Source organism: Ferrimonas balearica, assembly GCF_019802055.1.
Lineage (GTDB): Bacteria > Pseudomonadota > Gammaproteobacteria > Enterobacterales > Shewanellaceae > Ferrimonas > Ferrimonas balearica_A.
Genome location: NZ_JAHVHW010000004.1, coordinates 463,141 through 478,651 on the forward strand (window position 1 = coordinate 463,141; position 15,511 = coordinate 478,651).

At 59.1% G+C, this 15,511-nt stretch carries 17 protein-coding genes; 8 read left to right on the forward strand and 9 right to left on the reverse strand.

Going from position 1 to position 15,511, the window contains the following annotated elements; genetic code table 11:
- The first annotated feature begins 23 nt into the window (after positions 1-23).
- Positions 24-452, forward strand: coding sequence for an HIT domain-containing protein (locus KUV52_RS03020; protein WP_222524438.1), 429 nt, complete (start codon positions 24-26; stop codon positions 450-452).
- A gap of 56 nt (positions 453-508) precedes the next feature.
- Here the strand turns inward: KUV52_RS03020 and KUV52_RS03025 are convergent, their stop codons facing one another.
- A complete protein-coding gene (locus KUV52_RS03025) occupies positions 509-1,045 on the reverse strand; it encodes a YaeQ family protein (protein WP_222524439.1) in 537 nt (178 codons plus the stop codon).
- Positions 1,046-1,314: 269 nt separating this feature from the next.
- Here KUV52_RS03025 and fkpA point away from each other — a divergent pair, with 269 nt between their 5' ends.
- The gene (gene fkpA / locus KUV52_RS03030) at positions 1,315-2,100 is read left to right on the forward strand and encodes an FKBP-type peptidyl-prolyl cis-trans isomerase (RefSeq protein ID WP_222524440.1); all 786 of its coding nucleotides are present in this window, start codon (positions 1,315-1,317) and stop codon (positions 2,098-2,100) included.
- 58 nt (positions 2,101-2,158) lie between these two features.
- Here the strand turns inward: fkpA and KUV52_RS03035 are convergent, their stop codons facing one another.
- From KUV52_RS03035 to KUV52_RS03070, 8 genes are all read right to left on the reverse strand, one after another.
- Entirely contained in the window at positions 2,159-3,256 is a 1,098-nt protein-coding gene (locus KUV52_RS03035) for a rhomboid family intramembrane serine protease (RefSeq protein ID WP_315901008.1), read from the reverse strand.
- A 201-nt stretch (positions 3,257-3,457) separates the two neighbouring features.
- A complete protein-coding gene (locus tag KUV52_RS03040) occupies positions 3,458-4,207 on the reverse strand; it encodes a TerC family protein (RefSeq protein WP_222524442.1) in 750 nt (249 codons plus the stop codon).
- Between the two features lie 234 nt (positions 4,208-4,441).
- Entirely contained in the window at positions 4,442-4,981 is a 540-nt protein-coding gene (locus tag KUV52_RS03045; RefSeq protein ID WP_222524443.1) for a DUF3833 domain-containing protein, read from the reverse strand.
- Positions 4,981-5,475 carry a chalcone isomerase family protein gene (locus KUV52_RS03050; protein ID WP_222524444.1) on the reverse strand — a complete coding sequence of 165 codons (495 nt, stop codon included), beginning with the start codon at positions 5,473-5,475 and terminating at the stop codon, positions 4,981-4,983. The genes KUV52_RS03045 and KUV52_RS03050 overlap by 1 nt, the downstream gene beginning before the upstream one ends.
- A gap of 21 nt (positions 5,476-5,496) precedes the next feature.
- Complete coding sequence (locus KUV52_RS03055; RefSeq protein ID WP_222524445.1) at positions 5,497-6,702, reverse strand: SAM-dependent methyltransferase; 1,206 nt, start codon at positions 6,700-6,702, stop codon at positions 5,497-5,499.
- A complete protein-coding gene (locus tag KUV52_RS03060) occupies positions 6,699-7,424 on the reverse strand; it encodes a DUF1365 domain-containing protein (RefSeq protein ID WP_222524446.1) in 726 nt (241 codons plus the stop codon). Before KUV52_RS03060 ends, KUV52_RS03055 begins: the two co-directional genes overlap by 4 nt.
- Positions 7,421-8,680 (reverse strand): NAD(P)/FAD-dependent oxidoreductase, encoded by a 1,260-nt coding sequence (locus KUV52_RS03065; RefSeq protein ID WP_222524447.1) that lies wholly within the window; start codon positions 8,678-8,680, stop codon positions 7,421-7,423. Before KUV52_RS03065 ends, KUV52_RS03060 begins: the two co-directional genes overlap by 4 nt.
- Positions 8,659-9,411: an SDR family NAD(P)-dependent oxidoreductase gene (locus tag KUV52_RS03070; RefSeq protein WP_222524448.1), complete on the reverse strand. Its 753-nt coding sequence runs from the start codon at positions 9,409-9,411 to the stop codon at positions 8,659-8,661. The genes KUV52_RS03065 and KUV52_RS03070 overlap by 22 nt, the downstream gene beginning before the upstream one ends.
- Before the next feature lie 126 nt (positions 9,412-9,537).
- Here KUV52_RS03070 and KUV52_RS03075 point away from each other — a divergent pair, with 126 nt between their 5' ends.
- The 6 genes from KUV52_RS03075 to KUV52_RS03100 all read left to right on the forward strand — a co-directional run bounded on the left by KUV52_RS03075 (position 9,538) and on the right by KUV52_RS03100 (position 15,508).
- Positions 9,538-10,119 (forward strand): LON peptidase substrate-binding domain-containing protein, encoded by a 582-nt coding sequence (locus KUV52_RS03075; RefSeq protein ID WP_222524449.1) that lies wholly within the window; start codon positions 9,538-9,540, stop codon positions 10,117-10,119.
- A 65-nt stretch (positions 10,120-10,184) separates the two neighbouring features.
- Positions 10,185-10,787, forward strand: coding sequence for a sigma-70 family RNA polymerase sigma factor (locus tag KUV52_RS03080; protein ID WP_222524450.1), 603 nt, complete (start codon positions 10,185-10,187; stop codon positions 10,785-10,787).
- The gene (locus tag KUV52_RS03085) at positions 10,774-11,457 is read left to right on the forward strand and encodes a ChrR family anti-sigma-E factor (protein ID WP_222524451.1); all 684 of its coding nucleotides are present in this window, start codon (positions 10,774-10,776) and stop codon (positions 11,455-11,457) included. The genes KUV52_RS03080 and KUV52_RS03085 overlap by 14 nt, the downstream gene beginning before the upstream one ends.
- Positions 11,458-11,733: 276 nt before the next feature.
- Complete coding sequence (locus KUV52_RS03090) at positions 11,734-12,738, forward strand: BMP family protein (RefSeq protein WP_222524452.1); 1,005 nt, start codon at positions 11,734-11,736, stop codon at positions 12,736-12,738.
- A gap of 80 nt (positions 12,739-12,818) precedes the next feature.
- Entirely contained in the window at positions 12,819-14,384 is a 1,566-nt protein-coding gene (locus tag KUV52_RS03095; protein WP_222524453.1) for an ABC transporter ATP-binding protein, read from the forward strand.
- On the forward strand, positions 14,381-15,508 hold the full coding sequence (locus KUV52_RS03100; RefSeq protein WP_222524454.1) for an ABC transporter permease: 1,128 nt from the start codon (positions 14,381-14,383) through the stop codon (positions 15,506-15,508). Before KUV52_RS03095 ends, KUV52_RS03100 begins: the two co-directional genes overlap by 4 nt.
- The last annotated feature ends 3 nt before the right edge of the window (positions 15,509-15,511 follow it).

A 15,511-nucleotide genomic window follows, 5' to 3' on the forward strand; every position in this document is an offset into this window, starting at 1 on the left:
CCTCTGAAATCAGTGAGTAACTTATGTTTACCCTTCACCCCCGATTGGACGCCGACACCCTGCTTTTGGGCACCCTGCCCCTCTGTGAAGTCCGACTGCACCGGGACAGCCGCTACCCCTGGCTGCTGCTGATTCCGATGCGGGCAGAGCTGACCGAGATCCATCACCTTAACGAGGCCGACCAGGCTCAGCTGATGCGGGAGTCCTGTCAGTTGGCCAACCTGATGGAGAAGACACTCGACCCGGACAGCATGAACATTGCCGCACTGGGCAATGTAGTGCCGCAGCTGCACGTTCATCACGTCGCCCGCTTTGATGGGGATGACGCCTGGCCTGGCCCCATCTGGGGGGCGCTGCCCACCCGTCCCTATGAGGAGAGTGAATTAGCAGAAGCCGCTGATTTCTGGCGACAGGCACTCTCTGCCATCGACGGTTTTACGCCGGTGGCGTAACGAGGTTCGGTCACAAAAAAGGGCGCCTTACGCGCCCTGCTTTTTTTCTGCGACCTTCAGTTCAACGCCTGCGGCGTCAGGGTCACATAGTGGTCACCGCCGCTGACGCTCACTTCGCCGTCACTGATGGTGATCGCCAGATCCATGGTGCGCTCAGCCATCGCCGCCAGCGCATCGCCCTGCTCTCCCGGGATAAACCACACCTTGAGGTTATCGAAGCGGCTGAACTTGCCCTTATGCTTCTCCCACCACACCGGCACCGCTCGGTCACCGTAAGCGAAGACCACCACCTGCTTGGCGCGGGTGCAGGCTTTACGCACACGGGTCTCTTCCGGCATCCCCAGATCGATCCAGAGCTCAATCTCCTCGCTGTAGGACTTCTGCCACAGCTCCGGCTCATCATCGGCACAGAGGCCACGGGTGAACTCCAGACGCTCATCACCGTAAACCGCCCAAGCCAACAGGCGCACCATCATGCGCAGATCGGTCTCTGAGGGATGGCGAGCCATGGTCAGGCTCTGGTCCAGGTAAACGTGGCGGTCCATATCGGACAGTTGAACCCGGGCTTTAAAAACAGTGGCTTTAAGTGCCATGAACAAACTCGCTCCACTAAAATCAGCGGCTGAGAGTAAAGCAGAGCCTGGCAAACAACAAGCCCGTCCCGCCTGCAGAGCCAGACAGCGGCCCCAGCCCCCCCTCAAGACCGAGTGAAAACGCGCTGGCCAAACTTCGTCCGTTTCCCCGGTTTAATTGGGAACTGTCTGTGGATTCAAGGCTCTATATGCAAACCAATTACCTTATCCCCCTTGCACTTTGTGCCAATCGCCCCAATAGTAATCGGGCACACATTTGGGAGAACATCATGAACAAGCTGTTTAAAGTGGGCCTGATCGGCGCCGCTATCGCCCTGGCTGGCTGTCAAGACGACGCGGCCAAGCCTCAGACTCAAACCTCTGCCGAGGCCTCCGCTTCTCAGGTTACTCTGAACACTGATGAGCAGAAGGTGGCTTACGCCATCGGCGTCTCCATGGCGCAGTACATCGGTGGCAGCCTGGATCAGCAGCAGGAACTGGGCGTAAACCTGGACCGTGAAGTGGTTCTGGCTGGCGTAACCGATGGCCTGGCTGGCAACAGCAAGCTGACCGACGAGCAGATGCAGGAAGTGCTGATGGCGTTCGAGCAGAAGGTGACCCAGCTGGCCACTGAGAAGCGCGATGCCGAGATGGCCAAAGTCAGAGCCGAAGGGGAAGCCTGGCTGGCTGAGATGGAGAAGGCCGAAGGCGTAGTGAAAACCGAATCCGGCCTGATGTACAAGGTGATCACCGAAGGCGACGGCGCCAAGCCGAGCGCCGAGGACACCGTGACCGTACACTACCGCGGCACCCTGCCCACCGGTGAAGAGTTTGATTCCTCCTACGCCCGTGGCGAAACCATCAGCTTCCCGCTGAACGGTGTGATTCAGGGCTGGACCGAAGGCCTGCAACTGATGCCGGTTGGTTCCAAGTACGAGCTGTACATCCCCTCCAACCTGGCTTACGGCGAGCGTGGTGCTGGCCAGATGATCGGCCCGAACACTCCGCTGAAGTTTGAAGTGGAACTGTTCGCCATCAACGGTGAGCCGGCTCTGGAAGAGAGCGCTGACAAGTGATCTTGTTGCCATAGAAAAAGGCGCCCATTGGGCGCCTTTTTTGTTTCTGACCATACCGTTATCGCTGAACCTGTAACTCAGGATGGTTCAGCATCGCCAGCACCGGGTTGGCGTCCATAATGCGCTGGCGCCAGGCGATACCGATGATCAGGCCACTGACAAAGCCGCCGATGTGGGCCCAGTACGCGACCCCTTCGCCCTGCTGCACCACGCCAATCACGTTGACCACCAGCCAGATGCCAAAGAACCAGGCGGGACTCAGCTTCTTCTGGAATATCCAGAACATAAAGGTGAGGCTGGCGTGGCGGAACCACATCAGGTACATGCCAAACAGGCCAGCTACGGCCCCGCTGGCGCCCAGAATCGGGATGTCTGAGCCGGGGTCGGACAGCACCTGCGCCACCCCGCCCACCAGGCCGCAAGCCAGATAGATCGCCAAAAAACGCCAGCGCCCCAGCACGTCCTCAAGGTTGTCACCCACCACATAGAGGAAATACATATTGCCCAGCAGGTGCGCCACGCTGCCATGAATAAAGATGTTGGTCAGCAGGGTCCAGAGCTGTTGCCCCGCCATCACCTGATCCGGCCGCAGGGTCAGGTGGTCGAAGGTCCACTGCGTCCAACCGGGATACGCCACTTCCAATCCGTACTGAACGACATTAATCAGGATCAGGAGATACACCAGCCAGGGCGTAGTGCGCGGTTTGACATTGAACTCCACCGGCATCTTGGAGAGAAACTGGAACACCCAGGTTTTCACGCCGGTGTCGCCATTGAGCTCCGCCAGATCACGCTGCAGTTGGGGCGAATGCACAATCATCTCGCGGCAATCCTGGTCGACAAACACCCCGAGGCAGCTGCGGCAGGCGTTCACTTCCGACTCATGGCCCGGCAACAGGGGCTCTTGGGTCAGCGGACGCTCGCAGGCGTGGCAATACCGATGATAGCTACGCTGCCAGGCGTTCAACTGCTGCTCCATCTGCACATTGTCATCGCCGTTGTTGGCGCTGGAGAGCGCGGAGTCCAGCTCCCCCTCTTCAAACCACAGGCCGCCACAGCGGGGACACTCATCCACCTCTTCGCCGTGATAATCCATGACGTTCATCGTCACATCGGGACATTGAGGGCACCACCTCGCCATAGCACGCTCTCCCATTCTTCCTGTTGGGGCCGAGTAAAGGGCAAGACAATACCGTTATTTTCAGTAGGTTGCACTCGGATTCTTTCATTCGAACACTGGCGCGAAAATGACACCGGAATCGCGCCACTGTGATCGTTTTTGAAGGGGAGGTGTAGGGCTTTCCAGAGCGAAACAAAAAAGGGCGCCCCTGGGGGCGCCCTTCAGACCGAAGCGGACTTATCCGGCAGATTCCGCCGCAAGGCTTGTCGCCTTGATCGCCGCACGCTTCTTGGCCAGCTGGATATGACACAGCTCCAGCACCAGGCCAAACGCCATGGCAAAGTAGACATACCCTTTGTTGATATGGATGGCAAAGCCCTCCGCCATCAACAAACCACCCAGCAGCACCAGGAACAGCAGTGCCAGGGTTTTAAAGCCCGGGAATTCGCTCACCAGTCGGTTGATCTTCTCCGCCGTCAGCACCATCACCACCGCCGAGGCCAGAATGGCGGCCACCATGATCGGCACCTCGCTGGTCAGGCCGACCGCCGTGATCACCGAGTCCATGGAGAACACGGCGTCCACCGCCACGATCTGCAGCAACACCACCGCCAGACCGGTACGCAGCTTATTGGCGTGCGCCGCTTCGCTGTGACTGAGCCACAGGTAGAGCTCCTTCAGACTCTTGGCCAGCAGGAAGGCACCACCACCAATCATGATGAGGTCACGTCCGGTAAAGGGACGCTCAGCAAGGCTAAACAGCGGTTCAGTCAGTGACATCACCCAGGCGATGGAAAACACCAGAACGATACGGGCGGAAACCGCCAGACCGATACCCAGGTTGCGCGCCAACCGACGCTGAGAGGCGGGCAATCGCTCGCACAGGACGGAGATGAACACCACGTTGTCGACGCCGAGCACCAGCTCGAGGGTAAACAGGGTGGCAAAGATGACCCAGGCTTGGGGGTCGAGAATCAGTTCTAACATGTTGAAGGCCTCCAACTTGCGTGGGCCTTCGGCGGGTTAGGTCGACAATCAGGGTCGTCCATTAATGTCATGGTCCTCTATGGCTTAGGGATCGCCAGTAGAGCATTGCTGGCGCGTCGCTTCAATAGCGCCAGCTGTAACCAGAGATTTCAAACTAAGCTTTTGTTAACCTTTATATTTTTTCTCTTGTTTGGCGCAAAAATTATTGCGATTCGCGAACGGCGGAAGGAAGGCTTAATCGGTCACTTTGCGAATGGTCAGCACCACCCGACCCACCTCAAGCCCCCACTTGGTCATCACCGCCACGTTGAGCAGCTCATCGTCGTTCACCAGCACCATGGTGTCATCGAAGGTGAGCACCCAGCCCCCCTGCTCCTCCGGCAGTTGCAGCTTGTACCGCCACTTCAGCACCGGGCCGACCGCCAGTCCTTCTGCCTGGTCCAGCACATCGTCTGCCTCCCCCTGGTAGCGCCCTTCGCCCAGATCGGTCAAACGCCAGATCCGTTTGCTGACCTCACCGTCTTCCCAGTAGAAGGTTTCATCCAGTACCCCTTCGTTGCCCTGCCAGGTGCCCGTCATCTCAACGGTAAAGCGTCGGGTCACATTGCCACTGCGATCCTGCACCATGCCGGTGGCCAGCAGCGGCCCCTGGAAGAAGGTGGGCAGATGCAGCGCCGGGGTCTTCCCCTGGTATTGGGTAAGGTCACCACCGGAGCAGGCGCCCAGTAGCAGCATCAGCGCGGCAATCGCAAAGTGGCGCAGAGGTAAGGTCATCAGCGTTGTCCTATCAGGGCGTTGCGGAGCTTGGGATAGCGGGAGTCCGGGTGCAGCCAGATGGAGAGGAACTGCTCACCAAAGCGGGACTCAGCGATGGTGCCAATCGGCTCGCCATTGAAGTAGAAGGTGCTGTGCTGCGGCTGCACCATCAGGGTAAGCCTATCCCCCTCCGCCACATCGGGCCAGATGGCCGCCAACGAAGCCAGCCAGGCCTCACTGTCCCGGGATTCGTAGAGTGCTAACCGTTGCCACTCCGAGCGGGTGTGCTCCAGCAGATCCTCGGCATCGATGTCGCGCAGGTAGGTCAGATCCAGCAGCAGCGGGGGCTCGATACCATCGTAGCGCCCGTCGTCGCTATAGAGCCGGGCGTGGTAGATGGGAAACCAGAGCACCTTGAGCCGGGACTCCCCCACTGGCTTCATCATCGCCAGCGAGGGTGCTTCAGTCGGCAGGGCGTTCAGACTGAGAGAAAGCAATAGGGTGGTGAGCATCGGCTACCTCCGACGGTATCATTACCGGGCTCTCTCCATCGTCAGCTGTACGGTGCTGACCCGACGGGTCAGGAAGCCCGCTTCGCAGTAACAGAAGTAGTAACGCCACAGACGGATAAAGGGATCATCAAAACCCAATTTTCTGACCTGGGGCAGCGCTGCCTCAAACCGGGTTCGCCACTCCGCCAGGGTACGGGCATAGTCGAGCCCGATGTCGGTCAGGTCCCGGATCACCATGTCAGTTTCCTGGGCCACCAGTTCCCCCATCACCCTGACGCTGGGCAGAAAACCGCCTGGAAAGATGTAGGTCTGGATAAAGTCGGCACCGCGCCGGTAGCTATCGTAGCGCTGGTCTGCAATGGTGATCGCCTGAATGGCGGCCCGGCCACCAGGCTTCAGCAACCGGTTCAGGGTGCGGAAGTAGCCGGGAAGGTAACGCTCCCCCACCGCTTCGATCATCTCCACAGACACGATCTTGTCGAACTGCCCGGTCAGTTCCCGGTAGTCCAATCGCAATAACGTAATGCGGTCGGTCAGGCCCGCGGCTTCTACCCGGGCCTTCGCTTCCCGGTACTGGGCCTCGGAGATGGTGGTGGTGGTCACTCTGCAGCCATAAGTTTGCGCGGCATGGATCGCCAACGCGCCCCAGCCGGTCCCCACCTCGAGAAGGTGGTCCTCGGGAGTCAGTTCCAATTCGTGGCAGAGACGATCCATCTTGTTGAACTGAGCGGCGTCCAGATCGCTGGCTTCCCGCCAGATGGCGCTGGAGTAAACCATGCCGTTATCGAGGAACAGCCGATAAAAGTCGTTAGAGAGGTCGTAATGGGCTTCGATGTTCTTACGGGCATTGGCCTTGGAGTTGTGGCGCAGGCGGTGTTTGAGGGTCTGCCAGGGACCCAGCACGAAGCCAAATCGGGACTCCAGACGGTCCAGCCAGTCGAGGTTTCGGGCAAACAATGACAGCAGTGACGTCAGGTCGCTGCACGCCACATCGCCATCACGATAGCTCTCAGCCAGGGCAATGGACCCGCCAAACAGCAGGGCCCGCCAGACACCGGGGCGATGGATGGTCATTGAGACCTGCGGGTTCCCCTCACCGAACTGCCAGCGCTCTCCCCCCTCCTGCAACACCAGGGTGCCGTGCTTCAGACTGGGCAACAGCTTCAAAAGCAGAGCCCGGCAAAGGGCGACATCCCATCGGGGCGCGGTGGTCACTTCTGTCGTCATTTTCGTTCTCCTTGCGTCCTGTTTGCTTGGGGGTGAGGGTAAAAGGTGGCGCCTTTCAGCCAGAGCCTGAGCGCCTCAAAGTAGATGCCCGCCACCGTTTTTATGGTCATGGAAGGGGTCCGTCTCCATACGCGCCACAACCCAGCCTGGTTCAGGGGCTCGGTCGTCAGGCGCAGGTCAGCCACAAACCTGGGCCGTCCGGTTTCCGCCGAGAGGCAGCGGATGACCACACCGATTCGGCGCTGCTCCAGCGTCACCTGCCACTGGTACTGCAACCCCATCGGCATAAAGGGAGAGACATGGAATGCTTTGTCGTGCCCGTCACAGGTGCTCAGGGGCACCAGGTAGTGGTGCCGCTCATTCCAGGGGGTGTTGCTGACCTCCGCCAGCATATGGGTAAAGCCGCCCTCACCCTCCAGCAAATAGAAGTTCACGGGGGAGAAATAGAGGCCGAGATTGCGATACTGCCCCAGCAGCCAGACGGTGCCATCGAGCGGGGTATCGCTGAGTTGGTTCATTCGGGCCAGCACCGCCTGCTTGAGATCCCCCTCCCCCAGATAATCCTGCCGACGCCACCAGAACAGGGGGCGCCGCCACAGTGGGGCGATCTCCGATAACTCATCCAGGTTCAGCATCAGCATATGGATACCGTAGCGAAACCGGTGCTCAGGCTCGCTGAAGCGGTGATGCAGGACCGTTCCGGTCGCCAGTTGTGACCTCATAACGCCACTCCAAAACGCTGACAGACATCCAGGGCGCTGCGCACGCCATCCTCATGGAATCCGTTGTACCAGTAGGCGCCGCAGAAGTGGGTACGCTCGACGCCACAGATCCGGGTGCGCTCCGCCTTGGCCGCCTCGGCCGCCAGATCAAACTGCGGATGACTGTAACGATAGCGGCCTTTGATGGTGTCGGGATCGATGGGTTCAATCGGATTCAGGGTCACACAGTAGGTCGTGTCGGAGGTCAGCCCCTGCAGAATGTTCATGTTGTAGGTGACGGTCACCGGGCGACTCTCCCCCACCGCACTGCCCAACCGGTAGTTCCAACTGGCCCAGGCGTTGCGCCGCTCCGGCAATGTGCGGATGTCGGTGTGCAGAATCACCTCGTTGGGGGCATAGCGGATCGCCCCGAGTATGGCTTGTTCCGCCTCGGAAGCGTCCTGCAGCATCGCGAGCGCCTGATCGGAATGGCAGGCCAGAATCACCTGGTCAAAGTGGCGACGCTGACCGTCGCTGTCTTCCAGTTCAACACCAGACGGATGGCGCCACACCTTTTGTACGCCATTCTCCAGCTCCAGCTGGAAGCGACCCGACGACAAGATCGCCCTGACATAACTCCATGAGCCCCCTTGCACTGTGTACCATTGAGGGCGGTTGGCAATATCCAGCAGGCCATGGTGGTGGAAGAAACGAAGGAAGAATCGCAAAGGAAAGGCTCGCATGTCGTTAAGACTGCAGGACCAGATCGCCGCCCCCATGGGCAGCAGATAGTGGCTTACCATCCAGCCGGAAAAATCCTCCTGATGCAGAAACTCCCCGAGGGTAAGATCGGGAATCGCCTCCTCCTCCACCAACCGTTTCCCCAGCTTGTTGAACCTCAGGATCTGACTCACCATCGACCAGAATGCCGGCCGCAACAGGTTGCGTCGCTGCGCCAGCAGGGTATTCAGATTGTGCCCGTTGTATTCAAGATTCAGGTCGGGGTCCGCCACTGAAAAGCTCATTTCGGTGGGGCGCCCTTTCACACCCAGGGACGCCAGCAATTTCTGGAAATTCGGGTAAGTACGGTCGTTATAGACAATGAATCCGGTGTCCACGGCCTGCCCATCCACCTCAACGGTGTGGGTGTGACCACCGAGCCAGGATTCGGGCTCGAACAGGGTGACCTGGTGCTGCTGACCGAGCAGGTGGGCACAGGTCATCCCTGCAACGCCGCCACCCACCACGGCAATCTTCAATCTTGCTTCTTCAGCCATCGGCATACCCTTACTTGCGCGCCTTCGCTCAGCCAGGACAACAGGGTCAAAGGCCAAGCCAATCGGCGGGGAAATCGAATCGTCCGTTTCTTCGTCGCCATGCCCTGCATGATGGCGGCAGCGGCCTCCTCAACCGTCAACAGGGCAGGCATACCAAAGGTGTTACGGCGGGTCAGCGGGGTATCCACAAACCCCGGTGAGATGGCCATTACCCGAACGCCGCGTTCGGCCAGGTCGACCTCCAGGGTTCGGGTCAGGTAGTGCAGAGCCGCTTTACTGGCGCCATAGGCCTGGGCTCGGGTGAAAGGCAGCAATCGCGCCAGACTGTCCACAATCACCAGCTCACTGCTGCGCTGCAGGCGGGGCAAAATCGGTCCAAGACAGTGGGCAGGCCCCATCAGATTGGCTTCCACTACCTGGCGAAACTTGTCGCACTGCCAGTCATCCACATCCAGGTATTCGCAGGTTCCCGCATTGAGAATGGCGCGATCCAGCGCTTGGTCTGCCAACACCCGCTCCAGGGTGTCGCTCAGTACGTCACGGGTCTCCGCTTCATTGGTCACATCGAATCGGGCAGGCACAACCTGTCCGGACGGATGGTCAGACGCCAAACGCGTCAGAGCGTCCGGATTGCGTCCACAGGCAATCACCCGCCAGCCCTGGGCCAGATGCGCTTTAGCCAGTTGGGCGCCAATCCCTGACGTCGCCCCGGTAATCAACACGGTATTCATTCGATCAGACAGTTTTGTGTTGCTGAATAGACCCTTACTACGGCAAGCATAGGAAAAAAGATCACTGAACCCTTTGCCCCGTCTTTGCGTAAACAGCGTATCCAATCCGCCGTTTGGGACACCTGAATGTCAGTTATTGAATCCTTGCCCCTGTTTCCGCTCACCAGCCACCTATTTCCAGGCGGCCGGTTGCCTCTGCGTATCTTCGAGCCACGCTATCTGCGTATGGTCAAAGAGAGCTTCGGGCGGGAGCACGCCTTCGCCATGTGCATGCTGGACCCGAAAGGGGACAAGCAGAGCAATACCCACATCTGGCCGCTGGCCACGCTGGTTCGGGTGGTCGATTTTGATGCGCTGGATGACGGCATGCTGGGGATCACCGTCGAGGGGACACAGAAGATCGAGATCCTCACCATCGACACTGAAATCGATGGGCTGCGGTTGGGGCGGGTGCGACCGGTAGAAAACTGGTCTCATCAGCCCCTGCCAGAACGCTTCTCCCCGTTGAGAGAGAAGTTGGCGCAGATCTATGAGGACTATCCGGACCTGGGCAGCCTCTACCCGACGCCCCAGTGGCAGGACGCCGCCTGGCTGGCACAGCGCTGGCTGGAGGTTGTGCCGTTGGAAGCGGGCCAGAAGCAGCGATTGTGGACGTCCGACCCGGACCAGACCCTCTCTCTGCTCGACCAGTTGGTTCAAAACCAGTGATCCGGTTTTGCCACGGCGGCGTAAGGACACTGGATAATGCCCACAATGCCGGAGATACTCATCACATGCAGATGATCGCGGAGCACAGGGTTCCAGTGACCAAAGTTAAGGATGAAGCAGAGCAGCATCGCCTCTGGTTGAGGGCCGTTGCTGAGCAGCGTGATAAAACGGCATTTGCCCATCTATTCAGGCATTTCGCCCCACGCTTGCTAAGCCATGCCCGGCATCAGCTTGGCAGCGATGCGCTGGCTCAGGAGATGGTGCAGGAAGCGATGACCAAGGTGTGGCTCAAAGCGCACCTTTATCATCCCGACAAGGGCCGGGTGTCCACCTGGGTCTTTACCGTTGCCCGTAATGTCAGTTTCGACATGATGCGGCGTGCACAGGCCAGACCGGAGCACCCCAGTGCTGAAGACCTCTATCTCGAACCCGCACTGGAGTTTGATGCAGAGTCTGATCAGCTGGACCAGCCCATCCTACGACAACAGCTTGAGCAGTTTTGTCAGCACCTGCCGCCCAAGCAGCTGCAGGTGGTCACCATGATCTATTTCGAAGACCGGTCTCACCAAGAGGTTGCCGATGCACTCGGGGTACCGCTGGGTACCGTTAAATCTCGCCTGCGCCTCGCGCTGAACCGGATACGGGAGCTTTTGGATGAACAGCATTAACCACCACCCCGATACGGCGTGGTTGCAGGCTTACGCCGAAGGCCGTCTCTATGGCGGCAAGGCACTGCTTCTGGCCGCCCATATTGAGATGTGCCCGGTATGCCGACACCAGGTGGCTCAGCATGAGCAATCCCTTTCAGAGCAGTGCTGGCATCAGCCGTTCGCTCCGCAGGATCAAAATGCCTCAGAGGCGTTGCTGGCCACCCTGCTCGACAATCTGCCGGACACCCCTTTGGAGGCGCCGGTGGTGGAACCGCAGATTGAGCTGCAACTGGAGCATCGCCGATTCGTGCTGCCCCGGGTACTGGCACGGCAGATGCCGCAGTTGGGTAGCTGGAGCCGCCTGCCTGGTGGCTTGCATCAGGCCAAGCTCAATGCCGAGGGCGATGGCGATCGCTTCTTCTTTATCCATATGGACGCCAACAGTTCCGTGCCCCAGCACACCCATCAGGGAGAGGAGATCACCCTGGTGCTGCACGGCGGTTTTGCCGATGAGCGCGGGGAGTACAAAGCGGGCGACTTCATCCATTTGGATGGCCGCCACAACCACCAACCGCATACCGACTCTGACGAGGACTGCCTGGTGATCAGCGCCCTGGATCAGCCCCTGCACTTCACCTCTGGTCTGGCCAGGATCCTGAATCCGCTTTCGCAACTTTTCTTTCGCTAAATAACCAACAAATGGCGCCATCGGAAACCCACCGATGGCGCTTTTTTTTGTAATTTTTCTACGAATGATGTTTTTTTAAGCAGGGCGAATTCCTATTCATTGCAGCAATTTGTTCAGCTGGTAGACTCTGCTCCGTCCAGTTTCGTGATCCATCTCACATTCGAACTCGCCGGCGGTTTTAACCGCTTGCTCAAGCTTCGATGCCGTTATATGGCTGTGACAGAGAATCCCCATGGAGGGGATCAATAAAAGAAAATTACTACACGCGAGGATATGATGAAGAAAGCTCTTGCCGCCACTGCCGCCGCAGTGTCTCTGGCCCTGACCTCTTTTGTCGCCGGCGCCGCCGATTTCAAACCGGCTGTGGCTTACGATACCGCTGGTAAGCACGACAAATCCTTCAACCAAGCTGTTTACGAGAACGGCGTTATCGCCTTCAACAACGACAAAGGCGTGAAGGTATTCGAATACGTGCCGTCCAACGACACCCAGCGTGAGCAGGGCCTGGAGCGTATGGCTCGCCGCGGTTACTCTCCGATCGTTGTAGTTGGCTTCAACTACGCCGCTTCCCTGGAGAAAGTCGCTAAGAAGTACCCGGAAACCGACTTCGTCATCATCGACTCCGTGGTTGACCTGCCGAACGTGAAATCTCTGGTGTTCGCAGAGCACGAAGGTTCCTTCCTGGTGGGCGCCCTGGCGGCCATGAAGTCCGAGACCCAGAAAGTGGGCTTCATCGGCGGCATGGACATCCCGCTGATCCGTAAGTTTGCTTGCGGTTACGAGCAGGGTGTTAAGCACGTAAGCGGCGACGCTGAAGTGTTCCAGAACATGACCGGCTCCACTCCGGCGGCCTTCGCCGATCCGGTTCGTGGTGCTGAGCTGGCCAAGAGCCAATTCTCCCGTGGCGCTGACATCGTATTCGCTGCCGCTGGTGGTACCGGTAACGGCGTTTACCAGGCTGCCAAAGACGAAGGCAAGTTCGCCATCGGTGTAGACTCCAACCAGAACCACATGCACCCGGGCACCATGCTGACCTCCATGGTTAAGCGTGTTGGTTACACCACCTACAAAGTATTCGAAGAGTACCAGGCGGGTAACTTCACCACCGGTATCCAGGCTAACGGTCTGGCCGACGGCGGCATCGAGTGGGCTCTGGACGAGTACAACCGCGACCTGATCAGCGCCGAGGACGAAGCGCAACTGAACGCCATCGCTCAGAAGATCATCGCTGGCGAGATCGTGGTACACGACTACATGGCTGACAACAGCTGCAAATACTAATCCTCTAACGGATTCAGTGACTTAAGAAAAGCCCCCGTTCCCCGGGGGCTTTCTATCATGCAATAGCGAGAAACTCAGCCATGTCTCAAGCCCGACCCAAGTCGCCGCTTGCACTGGAACTGCGCGGTATCGAAAAGCGGTTTGGTGATGTCCACGCCAACCGCGACATCAATCTGCAAGTCCCTGCCGGCACCATCCACGGCATCATCGGCGAAAACGGCGCCGGTAAATCCACTCTGATGAACATCATCTACGGCTTCTACGAAGCGGACTCTGGTGACATCCTGGTGGAAGGTGAACGCCAAAACATCACCAACTCCCGGGAAGCGATCGCTGCCGGTATCGGTATGGTGCACCAGCACTTTATGCTGGTGGACAATTTCACCGTGCTGGAAAACGTCATCCTGGGTGCCGAAGAGGGTGGACTGCTGGCCAACTCACTGGGTAAGGCGCGCAAGGAACTGACCCGCCTGGCCAAGGAGTACCAGTTGGATGTCCCGCTGGACGCCACCATTGAAGAGCTGCCGGTAGGCCTGCAGCAACGGGTGGAGATCCTCAAAGCCCTGTACCGGGGCGCCAAGGTGCTGATCCTGGATGAACCCACCGGGGTACTGACCCCGCAGGAAACCGATCACCTGTTCCGTATTCTCGACGCGCTGCGTAGCCAGGGCGTCACCATTCTGCTGATCACCCACAAGCTGCGGGAGATCCTGGCGGTCACCGACAACGTCTCCGTCATGCGCCAGGGCGCCATGGTGGGGCACGTTAAAACCGCTGACACCAACAAGGAAGAGTTGGCAGAACTGATGGTGGGCCGCAAGGTACGCCTGAAGGTGGAAAAAGGTGCCGCCAACCCCGGCGAAGTCCTGATGTCCACCCGCGACCTGACCTACACCGACAGCCGTGGCGTCGACATGCTGAAATCCGTCAGCCTGGAGATCCGCGCCGGTGAAGTGGTCGGCATTGCCGGGGTATCCGGCAATGGCCAGTCTGAGCTGATGGAAGCGCTGGCGGGCATTCTGGTGCCCACCAAAGGTGAGATCCGTATTGGCGACCACCTGATCACCCCAACCTCCCCTTCTGACCCGAAATCCGTTCGCGCCATGAAGGTCGGCCACGTACCGGAAGATCGTCTGGCCATGGGCCTGATCAAGAGCTTCTCCGCTGAGGAGTCCGCCATTCTGGGCTTCCATGAGCAAGGCCAGTACAACGGTCCGGTGCTCTCCAAACCGAAAGTGATCGAAACCAAATGTCGCGACCTGATGGAGGAGTGGGATGTGCGTCCGCGCAACCCGAAACTGCGCTCCTCCCTGTTCTCCGGGGGCAACCAGCAGAAGCTGATCATCGCCCGCGAAGTGGACCAGGACCCGGACGTGCTGATGATTGGTCAGCCGACCCGGGGCGTGGACATCGGTGCCATCGAGTACATCCACAAGCGCATCATCGACATGCGCGACCAGGGCAAAGGTGTGCTGCTGGTCTCTGTGGAGCTGGATGAGATCCTGGCCCTGTCCGACCGCATCGTGGTGATGTTCGACGGCAACATCGTTGGTGAGGTCCCGGCAGACAAAGCCAATGAGCGGATCCTCGGCATGATGATGGCCAACGTCATTCCTGATGAACTCAAAGCAGGAGAGACCCTGTGACTAACAATAAACTGCCAGCCTGGATCAACATCCTGCTGCTGCCGCTTCTGAACCTGCTGCTGGCCTTTGCGGTGTCCGCTCTGGTGTTCCTCGCCGTGGACGTTAACCCGGTTGAAGCGGCTTCCCTGATGCTGCGGGGCGCACTGGGTTACCAGGAAGGGGTGGGTTACACCCTCTACTACGCCACCAACTTCATCTTTACCGGTCTCGCGGTTGCGGTGGCCTTCTCTGCCGGTCTGTTCAACATCGGTGGTGAGGGTCAGGCCTACATTGGCGGTCTCGGCACCGGCCTGATGTGTCTGGCGCTGGATGCCTCCATGCCGTTCTGGGTGATCTTCCCGATCTCCATGCTCGGCGGCATGCTGTTCGGTGCCCTGTGGGCGCTGATCCCCGCTTACCTGCAGGCCTACCGTGGCAGCCACGTGGTGATCACCACCATCATGTTCAACTTCATCGCCTCCTCGCTGATGGTGTACCTGATGGTGAACGTGCTGAAGCCGGACGGCGAGATGTCTGCGGTATCCCGCCTGATTGGCGAGAATGCCCGTCTGCCGATGATGGATGAGATCCTGGGCTGGTTCGGTATCGCCTTCGACCCGAGCCCGCTGAACTTCTCCTTCTTTATCGCGCTGTTCGCTCTGGTGATGGTCTGGCTGCTGCTGTGGCACACCCGCTGGGGCTACGCCATCCGCGCACTGGGTGCCAACCCCACTGCAGCCAGCTACGGCGGCATCAACCCCAAGCGTCTGACCGTGATCGTCATGCTGATCTCCGGTGGTCTGGCCGGTCTGCTGGGGATGAACGAAATCACCGGCTACAGCCATCAGCTGCGTCTGGATTTCGTGGCTGGCTACGGCTTTACCGGGATTGCGGTAGCGCTGATTGGCCGCGGCCATCCCATCGGCATCCTGTTCGCTTCGCTGCTGTTTGGCGTACTGTTCCAGGGCGGTAACGAACTGTCGTTCGAATACCCCAACGTGGACCGCGAAATGGTGGAAGTGGTGCAGGCCCTGGTGGTGCTGTTCTCCGGAGCGCTGTCGCTGATGCTGGTGAAGCCGGTAGAGAAGATCTACCTGGCTCTGACCGCCGCCAAGGCGGAAAAACTGAAAGCGCAGGAGGCCTAAGCC

Bases quoted from the DNA above. Each gene is read 5' to 3' on its own strand.
- KUV52_RS03020 (WP_222524438.1), top strand. From the start codon at position 24: ATGTTTACCCTTCACCCCCGATTGGACGCCGACACCCTGCTTTTGGGC.
- KUV52_RS03025 (WP_222524439.1), bottom strand. From the start codon at position 1,045: ATGGCACTTAAAGCCACTGTTTTTAAAGCCCGGGTTCAACTGTCCGAT.
- fkpA (WP_222524440.1), top strand. From the start codon at position 1,315: ATGAACAAGCTGTTTAAAGTGGGCCTGATCGGCGCCGCTATCGCCCTG.
- KUV52_RS03035 (WP_315901008.1), bottom strand. From the start codon at position 3,256: ATGGGAGAGCGTGCTATGGCGAGGTGGTGCCCTCAATGTCCCGATGTG.
- KUV52_RS03040 (WP_222524442.1), bottom strand. From the start codon at position 4,207: ATGTTAGAACTGATTCTCGACCCCCAAGCCTGGGTCATCTTTGCCACC.
- KUV52_RS03045 (WP_222524443.1), bottom strand. From the start codon at position 4,981: ATGACCTTACCTCTGCGCCACTTTGCGATTGCCGCGCTGATGCTGCTA.
- KUV52_RS03050 (WP_222524444.1), bottom strand. From the start codon at position 5,475: ATGCTCACCACCCTATTGCTTTCTCTCAGTCTGAACGCCCTGCCGACT.
- KUV52_RS03055 (WP_222524445.1), bottom strand. From the start codon at position 6,702: ATGACGACAGAAGTGACCACCGCGCCCCGATGGGATGTCGCCCTTTGC.
- KUV52_RS03060 (WP_222524446.1), bottom strand. From the start codon at position 7,424: ATGAGGTCACAACTGGCGACCGGAACGGTCCTGCATCACCGCTTCAGC.
- KUV52_RS03065 (WP_222524447.1), bottom strand. From the start codon at position 8,680: ATGGCTGAAGAAGCAAGATTGAAGATTGCCGTGGTGGGTGGCGGCGTT.
- KUV52_RS03070 (WP_222524448.1), bottom strand. From the start codon at position 9,411: ATGAATACCGTGTTGATTACCGGGGCGACGTCAGGGATTGGCGCCCAA.
- KUV52_RS03075 (WP_222524449.1), top strand. From the start codon at position 9,538: ATGTCAGTTATTGAATCCTTGCCCCTGTTTCCGCTCACCAGCCACCTA.
- KUV52_RS03080 (WP_222524450.1), top strand. From the start codon at position 10,185: ATGCAGATGATCGCGGAGCACAGGGTTCCAGTGACCAAAGTTAAGGAT.
- KUV52_RS03085 (WP_222524451.1), top strand. From the start codon at position 10,774: ATGAACAGCATTAACCACCACCCCGATACGGCGTGGTTGCAGGCTTAC.
- KUV52_RS03090 (WP_222524452.1), top strand. From the start codon at position 11,734: ATGAAGAAAGCTCTTGCCGCCACTGCCGCCGCAGTGTCTCTGGCCCTG.
- KUV52_RS03095 (WP_222524453.1), top strand. From the start codon at position 12,819: ATGTCTCAAGCCCGACCCAAGTCGCCGCTTGCACTGGAACTGCGCGGT.